The organism is Streptomyces sp. NBC_00448, assembly GCF_036014115.1.
Taxonomy (GTDB): domain Bacteria; phylum Actinomycetota; class Actinomycetes; order Streptomycetales; family Streptomycetaceae; genus Actinacidiphila.
The window spans coordinates 8,555,944-8,566,599 of record NZ_CP107913.1 but is presented as its reverse complement, the minus strand read 5'-3'; the positions used below and the strand labels follow the sequence as shown (position 1 = coordinate 8,566,599).

Sequence of the window (10,656 nt, the reverse complement as noted above, 5' to 3'; positions counted from 1 at the left end):
AAACGCGCTTGAGCGTACTGCGCCGACCATTGCCGTCCCCACCCCTATTCGGTCCCCCTAGCCGCCCGCCGGGTTCGGCGGACCGCCCGGACGCACCCCTAGCTTTCCGCCGGGCCGGGACGGCTCGGAACCGCCCTGGCCTACGCTGCGGCAATGCTGCTTCATGAATTCATGTTGAGCGCCGCGCGGTCGACTCCGGACCGACCCGCCGTCATGGAATTCGACGGGCCGGACGGCGCGGTTACCACCTCATTTCGCCGACTGGAGTCCCTGGTAAGGGAATACGCGAATTCCCTGGCTGATCTGTCCATCGGTGTCGGGGACCGGGTGGTGCTGGAGTCCGACACCTCCGCCGCGGCCATCGCGGCCTTCCTCGCCTGCTCGACGGTGGGCGCCGCGTTCATCCCGGTGAGCCCGCAGACCCCGCCGGCGCGGCTCGCCGCCATCATCGACACCGCGCGGCCCGCCCTGCACCTGCGGGCGGCGCCGGCTCCGCGGGAGGGGCTGCCGGCCGATCTCGGCACCGCCAGGTTCGGGCCGGGCGGGCTGGTCGTCGAGCGGATGCCGGCCCGGCGCCCGCGCCGGCGCCAGGTGGCGGTGGAGACCGACACCGCGTACATGATCTTCACGTCGGGCACCACCGGGCGCCCGAAGGGCGTGGTGATGAGCCACCGCGGCGTCACCTCCTTCTACCGCGGCATGCTGGCGGAGCGGCTGATCACCGCTGACGACCGCGTGGCCACCACCTCGCCGCTGCAGTTCGACTTCTCGCTGCTGGACATCGGTCTGGCGCTCGGCACCGGGGCGACCCTGGTGCCGGTGCCGCGGGCGGTGCTGCACTTCCCCCGGCGGTTCCTGGGGCTGCTGCGGGAGGCCGAGGTCACCCACGTCGACGGCGTGCCGTCGATCTGGCGGCCCGTGCTCACCCACGAGCCCGAGGAACTGGCCGCGTTGGAGCACCTGGCGAGCATCCTGTTCTGCGGTGAGATGTTCCCGCTGCCCGAGCTGCGCGCGCTCCAGCGGCTGCGGCCCACCATCCGGATCATCAACTGCTACGGCGCCACCGAGTCGATGGCGTCGTCCTTCGCCGACGTGCCCAACCCGCTCCCGGAGGACATGCGGGAGCTGTCGATCGGATTCGCCCACCCCGGTGCCGAGATGCTCGTCCTCGACGAGTCGGGGCAGCCGGTGGACGGGCCCGGCGTGCTGGGCGAGATCCACCTCTACAGCCCGGCGCTGTTCACCGGCTACTGGGATGATCCGCAGGCCACCCGCGCCGCGCTCGTGCCCGACCCGCTCGAACCGGCCTCCGGCAGGCTCGTGTTGCGCACCGGCGACCTGGGCTATCTCGGGCCCGGGGGCGAGGTGCACTTCTGCGGGCGCAAGGACTCGCAGGTGCAGATCCGCGGCAACCGGGTCGAGCTGGACGAGGTCGAGCGCCGGATTCTGGAGTTCCCCGGCATCACCGCGGCCACGGTGCTGGCGCGTCCGCTGGACGGCGGGGAACTCGCGCTGCACGCGTTCGTGGTCGCCGCCTCGGACGCGGCGCCGTTCGGCGAGACGGAGGTGGCGGTCTTCTGCAAGCAGGCCCTGCCCGCCTACATGGCCCCCGCGCGCATCCGGATCGTGGACCGGCTGCCGGTCACCGCCAACGGCAAGGTCGACAAGGCGGCGCTGGCCGAGCGGTACGCGGCGGCGCCGGTCCGCTGAGGAGAAGACACAGCAACGCGCCCGGCCCGCCCGATGCGAACATCGGGCGGGCCGGGCTTGTCGGCGAGGGTGTGGGCGGGCCTGTCAGGGGGCCTGTCGGGGCCTGCCGGCCGGGGCCCCGCGGGGCGTCAGACCGGGCGTACGGCCTGACCCGCCAGGTGCCTGCGGTCGATCTTCCGGTTGGCGTTGAGCGGGAACTCCGCCAGGTGGTGGTACTCCCGGGGCAGCATCCCCTTCGGCAGCACCTCCCGCATCCGGCGCGCCAACGCGGCCGGCGCGGTGGGCACTCCGGTGTAGAAAACGACCAGTTCGGTGCCGTCCTCGGTGCTCCTCGGCACCACGACCGCGTCCTCCACGCCGTCGCAGGTGCGCGCCGCGGCCTCCACCTCGGCCAGCTCCACCCGCCAGCCCTGCACCTGCACCTGGGCGTCCAGCCTGCCGAGGTACGCCAGTTCGCCGCCGGCCAGCCGCCGTACCCGGTCGCCGGTGCGGTACCAGACGGCTCCGGCGCGTTCCAGGAACCGCCCCTCGCCGTCCCGCGGATCGAGGTAGCCGGGGGTGGTCTGCGGCCCGGAGACGCACAGTTCGCCCTCGGTCGGGTCGACGCCGCCGTCGGACCCGAGCAGCAGGTGGTCGTGGCCGGCGTGCACCGCTCCGATCGGCACCAGGCCGTTGACGCAGCGGGCCGGCGAGCGCTCGGGGTCCCAGCGGTGGCCGGCGATGGTGATGGTCAGTTCGGTCGGTCCGTAGATGTTCTCCAGCGTCGAACGGGAGGCGGCCCGCTGCCACTCCTCGGCGTCCGCCTGGCGCAGGGCCTCGCCCGCGAACAGGCTCCAGCGCAGCGTCGGCATCGAGTCCGCGACGAGGCCGCTCAGCCGCCGGCTGAGGGCGACCACGCTCGGTGTGGAGAACCAGACGGTCATCCCGCACTCCGTGAAGAAGTCCGGCAGGTCGCGGTAGGCGAGCGGCGGGATGGCCTGCACCCGGGCCCCGGCTCCCCAGGCGCAGAACAGGTCGAACATCGCGCAGTCGAAGTTGAGGTCGAAGGTCTGCGAGAAGACGTCGGTCTCGGTGAAGTCGTAGCGATGGTCCATCAGCCCGAAGTAGTGGGCGGTGTTGGCGTGGGTGATCGGCACGCCCTTGGGCCGGCCCGTCGACCCCGAGGTGAACAGCACGTACGCGGTGTCGTCCGGGGCGACCGGGCGCGGCGCGTCCAGGCCCGCCGCGCGGCCGGCCGGCCCGCGGGCCGCGGCGGCCGGCACCGCCGGCAGGTCCAGGCCGGTGGCGGCCAGGGTCGCCAGGCCCTGCTCGTCGGCCAGGACCACCGACACCCCGGCGGCGCGCAGCATCTCGCGGGTGCGCTCCACCGGGAACTCCGCGTGCAGCGGTACGACCGCGGCGCCGGTGTAGAGCGCGGCCAGGACGGCGAGGTAGGCGTCGGTGCTGCGGCCGGTCAGCACGCCGACGGCGCGCGGCGGCCGCGCGGCGGCGGCCAGCGCGGCGCCGGACCACCGCAGCGCCGTCTCGTGGGCCTCCTCGTAGCTGACGGTCCGGGTGCCGACCCGCAGCGCGGGGCGCCGCGGAAATGCGCGCAGCCCGCGGAGGAATCGCGCGTACAGGGCGTGCTCGGCGATGGAGTCCATTCTCGCTCCCGGTCACAGGGAATAGGGGGTGGCAAGGGTTGCCCGCAGTCGTCCCGGGCTTTGCATCATGGAACAGGAGAGCCATCGCCCGGTGGCTCGGGTCCACGACAATTCGGAGTCGTCATGTGGGACGATCGGTTCGAGAAAATTCTGCGCACCTATCTTCCGTTCCTCTCGCCGGAGCAGCCGATCGAGAAGAACAGCGATCTGCGCGACCTCGGTCTCGACTCGTTGAGTATGGTCGGCCTGATGGCCGCACTGGAGAACACGTATAACGTGCGGTTCGTGAACGACATGATGCGGGTCGAGACCTTCGCCACGCCGGACGTCCTGTGGTCCGGGCTCTGCGAGCTGACCCGGTCCACCGCCGGCTGACCTCTCCGACCCCGGCGGCCACCGCCGACGACCGACGTCCGTCCCCGCCGCCCGGCTCACCGGGGGGCGGGGACGGACCGTCGTACCGGCCACTGCCATCAGGCGGCCGGCCGTCCTCCGCGCGGCCGCATGACGTTCCTCGGCAGCACGTTGACCACCTCGAAGGCGGCGACGGTGCAGCCGACCCGGCCGAAGAGCGCGTCCGGGCCGCACACGTGCAGCCGGCCCACCCCCAGCCCGCGCAGGCCCTCGATGACGGCCGGCCAGCGCACCGGCCGCACGTAGCCGTCCAGCAGGGTCGCGCGCACCTGCGCGGCCGTGGTCAGCACCGAGCCGTCCTGGTCGGCGACGAAAGGCAGTTCGGGGTCGCGGAACTCCAGTCGCCCGACGACCTCCTCCTCGACCCGGTCGCGCAGCGGGGCGAACACGGCGCAGTGCATGGGCGGGCGCATGGTGTAGATGGGCAGCCCGGAGGCGGCGCGCAGCCGCTCCTCCAGCCAGGCGACCTTCTCCTCGCGCAGCGAGACCATGTAGAAGTCGGCGTCGATGTAGCAGGAGATGTCGTACCACTCCCCCTGCTCCGCCAGGTCCCGCAGGATCGGATCGAGCGTCTCCCACGGGGTGCGGGCGAAGGAGTGGGTGACCACGTCCTGGTGGTGCTCGGCGAAGTACTCGGTCTCGCACCGGGCCATGCGGGCGGTCATCCACACCGCGTCCTCGAAGGCGAGGGCGCCCGCGTGGACGGCGGCGGCCTTCCCGCCGAAGCTCGCCCCGGCGCAGGCGACGGGCGGCGCGTCCATGGTCCGCTCCGACCACTGGGCCAGCGCGAGGCAGTTGACGAGGAAGGCGACCTGGGCGTACTCGGAGTAGTCGTCGTCGGCGTCGCGGTAGCGCTGGAGCAGGTCGTAGTCGAGGACCTTCTCCGCGCGCCCGAGCAGGTCCCTGGCGCAGGGGTTGACCAGCATGAACTTCGCCACGTCGGCGTAGCGCGAGGGCCCCATGCCGGGGAACGCCACGGCGTTCGCGGTCCGTTCGTCGGTTCCCGACACGGCTCGTCCTCCTGACGGTTGGGGGTGTCTGCCGGGGTGTGCGGGCGGGTGCCGGCGTGCGGTTCACGCGGTGAGTTTCGCGAAGCTCTCGGCCAGCCGGGTCAGTACCGAGTCCACGTGGGGCAGCCGCAGCGGGTCTTCCGCGTCGAGGGCCGCCTGCTGCTCCTCGCGGGTCGGCCCGTACAGCAGGCTGGTCGCCGCCTTGAAACGCAACGCCCCTTCGTCGTCGCCGAGTTGGTGACCGGCCAGCACGGCGATGCCGTACTCGTCGAGCAGGTGCGCGAAGAGCGAGGGCGAGTCGGTCACGCCCCGCCGGGCCAGTGCGTCCCGGACCGGCTCGAAGTCGGGGTAGACGTAGAACGCGCCGGTCGGCGGCCGGCAGGAGGCGCCGGCGTCGGTGAGCAGGGCGTGCACCGCCCGGGCCACCGTCCCGTGCAGACGGGCGGCGCGGCCCAGCCAGGCCCGCAGCTCCGGCGGTTCGGAGAAGGCGTACTCGGCGACCTCCTGCATGGGGGCGGCCAGCGTCGACCACACCTCGCTGCCGACGGCGACCACGTCGTCGCGCAGCCGCCGGCCGAGCGGGTTGTCCGGGAAGCGGGCGCAGCCGATCCGCCACCCGCCCAGGGCGAGGCTCTTGCTCAGGCCGGTGGTCACCACGGTCCGGTGCGGCACCACGTCGGCGGGGCTGAGGAACTCGGTGGCCGGGTCGTGGATCACGTCGCGGTAGACCTCGTCGGAGACCACGAGCAGGTCGTACTCCTCCGCCAGGGCGCACACCTCCCGGACCAGCCGGGCGGGGGCGATGGTCCCCGTGGGGTTGTCGGGCAGCGTGAGGATCACCATCCCGGGCGTCGCGCCGCGCGTGCGGGCGGCGCGCAACTCCTCCCGCAGGACGGCCGGGTCCGGTACGCCGCCGCTCTCCGGCGGGATGGGGACCCCGATCGCCCGCTTGCCGGCGAGCGCGGCCTGCGGGGCGTAGGTGTTCCAGGCCGGCTTGGGGAGGTACACCTCGCCGCCGGTCACGTGCTGCAGGCCCATCAGCAGCGGCTTGCTGCCGGGGGCCACCAGTACCTGGTCCGGCCCGGTGGGCAGGCGGCGCCGGGTGAAGTAGCCCGCCACCGCCTCCCGTACCGGCAGGCCGCCCGCCACCGGGCCGTACGCGTTGTACGCCGCCCCGGCGGCGAGCTGCCGCGCGAGGGGGGCGAAGACGGGCAGGCGGGCCTCTCCGAACCCCAGGTGCACGAGTGACTCGCCGACGGCACGGCGCTCGTCCACGATGCGGTTGAGCTCCAGGTTGGGCGAGACTTTCCGACCGGCCATGCTCCGGGCTCCTTAGTCTGTTCGGGGCGGGCCGCCCGCGGCCCGTCGGGGCTCGCGCCTAGCGGCGCACCCGGCCCGCGACGGCGGCGACGATGTCTTCCGGGGTCGAGGGGTCGCACTCCAACTCGTCGATCCAGCAGGCGGTCGGCGAGTACAGGGCCCGGAACGGCCGCCCGACCAGCTGGGGATCGCGGGCCTGCACCAGGCGCAGGGCGAAGTACCGCCCCTCGGGGGTGTCCTGGACGCCGTCGACGAGGACCTTCCCCGGGGTCGCCGACATCACCGGGCCGCGCACGGTGCGGGCGAGGCCGGGCAGGGTCCGGTACGCCTCGCGGAAGATGGTGGCGGCACGGGCCAGCGGGACCTTGAAGTAGTCGTGCGGGCCGGTGTCGCGCTCGACGAACATGTAGTACGGCACCGCGTCGGCGGCCAGTTCCCGGCGCCACAGCTCCGCCCAGGTCCGCGGGTCGTCGTTGACGTGCGCGATGAGCGGTGCCTGGCAGTACACCAGGGCCCCGGTGGACCGGATGCGCGACACCGCGCGCCGCGCGATGTCGGTCTCCAGCTCGCGGGGGTGGCTGAAGTGCGCCATCACCGCGAGGTTGCGGCCCGAGGCGACGACCTGCTCGAAGAGCCGGAGCAGGTCGTCCGCGTCCTGGTCGGTGACGAAGCGCTGCGGCCAGTAGGCCACGGCCTTGGTGCCGATCCGGATGGTGCGCAGCGTGTCCACCGTCAGCAGCGGTTCGAGGTGGCTGCGCAGCCGGTCGGTGGACATGATCGCGGGGTCGCCGCCGGTGACCAGCACGTCGCTGACGTCCGGGTGGTCGCCGAGGTACGCCAGCAGGTGCCCGGGGTCGGGCGCGGCGAAGCGCAGGTCGCTCTCGCCGACGAACTGCGCCCAGCGGAAGCAGTACGTGCAGTAGGCGTGGCAGCTCTGGCCGTGGCCGGGGAAGTACAGCACGGTCTCGCGGTACTTGTGCTGCATGCCCTTGAGTTCGACGCCGTCCTGCCGTGGCACGTTGAGCTGCATCTGCCCCGACGGGTGCGGGTTGAGCCGCGCGCGGATCGAGTTCACCGTCTCGGTCAGCTCGCGGCGCGAGACGGTGTCGTCGGCGTCCAGCAGCACCGACAGCCGTTTCTCGTCCTCGCTGGAGAGCATCCCCTGCTGGGGAAAGACGAGCTGGTAGATCGGGTCGTCCGGGAGGTTCTGCCAGTCGATGAGGTTCGACAGGACGTACTCGTTCACCCGGAAGGGGAGCACCTGGGAGACCAGCCGCACCGTCTTCCTGAGCTCGTCGGGCAGGCCGTACCGCGCCGCGATCGTGTCGATCTGGCGCGGGCCGTACGCACGGAATCGGGACACCCCCGCGTCCGGCAAGGCCGCGGACACGGTCACCGGCCCTGCTTGACCAGCGCGCCGGCGTCGATCCGCAGATGCAGCCCGGTCACGTACCGCGACTCGTCCGAGGCGAGGTACACCACGGCGTTGGAGACGTCCTCGGCGTGCACGTACGGGACCGGCATGGCCTGGATGGTGGTGAAGATCGGCTCGGCGTCGGCCCGGCCGGGGTTCTCCATGTCGGGCCGGAACGCCTGGTAGACGGCGTCGTTGAGGAGCATGGAGGTGTCCACGTTGGTCGGGTGGACGGCGTTGACCCGGCGGCCGGAGGCGGCGAGCTGGTTGGCGAGCGCGTTCGCGTAGTCCACCATGACGTGCTTGGCGAACTTGTAGCCGCCCATGCCGGGGCCGGCCATGGCGTCCTCGGGGCCGGGCGGCAGGAAGCCCATGATGGAGCCGACGAGGATGATCGAGCCGCCCTCTCCCAGGTGCGGGAGCGCGGCGTGCACGGTGTTGATGGAGCCGACGAGGTTGACGTCGATGGTGCCGGTGAACGACCCGACCGGAAGCTGGGCGCCCATCGGCAGGATGCCCGCGTTGGGGACGACCACGTCGAGCCGGCCGAGTTCGGCCACTCCCGCGTCGATCGCGGCGCGCAGCGCGGCCGCGTCCCGCACGTCGGCGCGCCTGGCGAAGACGCGGCGGCCGGCCTTCTCGACCAGCCGCGCGGTCTCGTCCAAGTCGGCCTGCGTGGCCATTGGATACGTCGCCGCGTCGTTGTCCTCGCACGCGTCGATCGCGATGATGTCCGCGCCCTCCTCGGCCAGTCGCACTGCGTGACTGCGCCCCTGCCCGCGCGCGGCGCCCGTCACCACGGCGACTTTGCCTTCCACCCGGCCCATCGAGGCCCTCCTTGATGCGTTGTGGACGTGCTTCAACTCCTGGACGTACCAGGGAAGTCGAACCGCGCCCGCCGGCAGGCGGGGCGGCAGCGGCGATCCCGCAGCTTTTCTACCGCCCGGGCCCGGGCGGAACGGCCGGCGATGACCCCTAGCCCACGCCGTCACCGCACCTCAGGGGTCCCCCTATCCTCCGTGGATCGCGGGAAGGGACGGTTTTAGGGGGGTGAGCCGACCGGCACCGGTCCGGCTCCCCTGACGGCGGCCGGCCGCCGCGCCCGCACGCCGCTCCCGGCCCTGGTCCGGTGCCCTGCGGGCGGCCGCGGGGGGCTCGCGCGGTGTTCGCGGGAGGTGGCCCCAGGCGCTGCCGGCCCGGGTCCGGCGGGCCCTGGCGCCTCTTCCGCCCCAGCCGGACCGCGCCATATCATCCGTGCGTCCGGTGCCCACGACGTGGTGCCGTCGGCGCCGGTTCGCGGCTCCCTCCGCGCTCCCGGCGATCCTTCCGCGCACCGCCTGTGCCCCATGAAGGAGCGTCATATGAGCGATCTCGCCACCACCGATCCCGCCACCGCCGATTCGACCGCCGCTTCCACCGCCGCTTCCACCGCCGCCGATTCCACGGCGCCCGGCGGCGCCGAGCAGCCGGTCGAGGAGGACCTGCTCGTCGAGGACGTGTCGATCGACGGCATGTGCGGCGTGTACTGACCGGCGACGAGGAGTGAGGACCGTATGCCCGTGGAGTTCGACATCGAGCGCGCCTGGACGCTGCATCCGCAGGTCTCGGTACGCCCCGAGCCGTTCGGCGCGCTGCTGTACCACTTCGGCACGCGGCGGCTGTCATTCCTCAAGGACCCCGAACTTCTGAGCGTGGTGCGGGAGTTGGATGCGCAGCCCAGTGCCCGCCGGGCGTGCGAGGCGGTCGCGGGCGAGCGGCTGCCCGCCTTCACGGCCGCGCTGTCCACGCTCGCCCGCACCCGGATGATCGTCGAGCGGCACGCCGCGAGCACCGAAACCACCGGAGACGCGCCGAGGGTGCCCCCCGCCGCGCCCGGCCGAGAGGACAGGAGGCTTCCGTGACCCGCCTGGTGGAACACTTCCAGCGGGGGCTGGACGCCCCCATCTGCCTGACGTGGGAGCTGACGTACGCCTGCAATCTCGCCTGCGTGCACTGCCTGTCCAGCTCCGGCCGGCGCGACCCGCGCGAGCTGTCCACCGCCGAATGCCGTTCGGTCATCGACGAGTTGCAGCGCATGCAGGTCTTCTACGTGAACATCGGCGGCGGCGAGCCCACCGTGCGCCCGGACTTCTGGGAACTCGTCGACTACGCCACCGCGCACCAGGTCGGCGTCAAGTTCTCGACCAACGGGGTACGCATCACCGAGGAGGTCGCGGCCCGGCTCGCCGGGAGCGACTACGTGGACGTGCAGATCTCGCTGGACGGCGCCACCGCCGAGGTCAACGACCGGGTGCGCGGGCCGGGTTCGTACGACACGGCGGTCCGGGCGATGCGCAACCTGGCGGCGGCCGGGTTCCGCGGCTTCAAACTCTCGGTCGTCGCGACCCGGCACAACATCGGCCAGCTCGACGACTTCGCGGCGCTCGCCGACCGCTACGGCGCCCAACTGCGGCTGACCCGGCTGCGCCCCTCCGGGCGCGGAGCCGACACCTGGGACGAGCTGCACCCGCGGCCCGAACAGCAACGCGAGCTGTACGACTGGCTGGTGGCGCACGGGGAGAAGGTGCTCACCGGCGACTCGTTCTTCCACCTGTCGGCCTTCGGGCAGTCGATGCCGGGGCTCAACCTGTGCGGAGCGGGCAGGGTGGTGTGCCTGATCGACCCGGTCGGCGACGTCTACGCGTGCCCGTTCGCGATCCACGACGCCTTCCGGGCCGGGAACGTCCGCGAGCCGGGCGGCTTCACCTCGGTGTGGCGGTCCTCCGAGCTGTTCGAGCAGTTGCGTGAACCGCAGTCCGCGGGCGCCTGCGCGTCCTGCGGCCACTTCGACGCCTGCCAGGGCGGTTGCATGGCGGCCAAGTTCTTCACCGGGCTGCCGCTCGACGGCCCCGATCCCGAGTGCGTGCGGGGGTTCGGCGAACGCGCCTTGGAGGGGGTGGCGGCGGGACACGCGCCGCGCCCCTCGCAGGACCACTCGCGGCCCGTACGCGCGGGCGTCGGGCCGGTCCCGGTGACCATCGGGCGGCGGATGCCGGCCAAGCCCTGCGACGAGAGCCCGTTGTGAACCCGGAGGGCGCCGGCGTCCGTTCGGGCGCCGGCGCCCTCGGATCTCGGGTGGCCCGGGGGGATCGCGGCGGGCGTCGCG

Annotated in this window: 10 protein-coding genes; 5 read left to right on the top strand and 5 right to left on the bottom strand. The window is 72.9% G+C overall.

The features are described from left to right. Nucleotides 1-153 precede the first annotated feature (153 nt). Nucleotides 154-1,710 carry an AMP-binding protein gene (locus OG370_RS36995; RefSeq protein WP_328472143.1) on the top strand — a complete coding sequence of 519 codons (1,557 nt, stop codon included), beginning with the start codon at nt 154-156 and terminating at the stop codon, nt 1,708-1,710. Nucleotides 1,711-1,838: 128 nt separating this feature from the next. Here OG370_RS36995 and OG370_RS36990 read toward each other — a convergent pair whose 3' ends face one another. Then, nucleotides 1,839-3,353: an AMP-binding protein gene (locus OG370_RS36990; RefSeq protein ID WP_328472141.1), complete on the bottom strand. Its 1,515-nt coding sequence runs from the start codon at nt 3,351-3,353 to the stop codon at nt 1,839-1,841. Nucleotides 3,354-3,476: 123 nt separating this feature from the next. Between OG370_RS36990 and OG370_RS36985 the strand changes: the two genes are divergently transcribed. Then, nucleotides 3,477-3,728, top strand: coding sequence for a phosphopantetheine-binding protein (locus tag OG370_RS36985; protein ID WP_328472139.1), 252 nt, complete (start codon nt 3,477-3,479; stop codon nt 3,726-3,728). A gap of 98 nt (nt 3,729-3,826) precedes the next feature. Here OG370_RS36985 and OG370_RS36980 read toward each other — a convergent pair whose 3' ends face one another. From OG370_RS36980 to OG370_RS36965, 4 genes are all read right to left on the bottom strand, one after another. After that, nucleotides 3,827-4,693 (bottom strand): ACP S-malonyltransferase, encoded by an 867-nt coding sequence (locus OG370_RS36980; protein ID WP_328474771.1) that lies wholly within the window; start codon nt 4,691-4,693, stop codon nt 3,827-3,829. Nucleotides 4,694-4,840: 147 nt separating this feature from the next. Continuing rightward, nucleotides 4,841-6,097 (bottom strand): pyridoxal phosphate-dependent aminotransferase, encoded by a 1,257-nt coding sequence (locus OG370_RS36975; protein WP_328472137.1) that lies wholly within the window; start codon nt 6,095-6,097, stop codon nt 4,841-4,843. 58 nt (nt 6,098-6,155) lie between these two features. Continuing rightward, nucleotides 6,156-7,460: a KamA family radical SAM protein gene (locus tag OG370_RS36970; protein ID WP_443060812.1), complete on the bottom strand. Its 1,305-nt coding sequence runs from the start codon at nt 7,458-7,460 to the stop codon at nt 6,156-6,158. Between the two features lie 29 nt (nt 7,461-7,489). Further along, the gene (locus tag OG370_RS36965) at nt 7,490-8,338 is read right to left on the bottom strand and encodes a mycofactocin-coupled SDR family oxidoreductase (protein ID WP_328472135.1); all 849 of its coding nucleotides are present in this window, start codon (nt 8,336-8,338) and stop codon (nt 7,490-7,492) included. A gap of 534 nt (nt 8,339-8,872) precedes the next feature. On the opposite strand from OG370_RS36965, the gene mftA reads away from it, so the two are divergent. From mftA to mftC, 3 genes are read left to right on the top strand one after another with little or no spacing between them, the layout of a single operon-like run. After that, a complete protein-coding gene (gene mftA / locus OG370_RS36960; protein WP_328472133.1) occupies nt 8,873-9,040 on the top strand; it encodes a mycofactocin precursor MftA in 168 nt (55 codons plus the stop codon). Nucleotides 9,041-9,064: 24 nt separating this feature from the next. Further along, a complete protein-coding gene (mftB, locus tag OG370_RS36955; RefSeq protein WP_328472131.1) occupies nt 9,065-9,412 on the top strand; it encodes a mycofactocin biosynthesis chaperone MftB in 348 nt (115 codons plus the stop codon). Next, a complete protein-coding gene (gene mftC / locus OG370_RS36950) occupies nt 9,409-10,575 on the top strand; it encodes a mycofactocin radical SAM maturase (RefSeq protein WP_328472129.1) in 1,167 nt (388 codons plus the stop codon). The genes mftB and mftC overlap by 4 nt, the downstream gene beginning before the upstream one ends. Nucleotides 10,576-10,656: the final 81 nt, after the last annotated feature.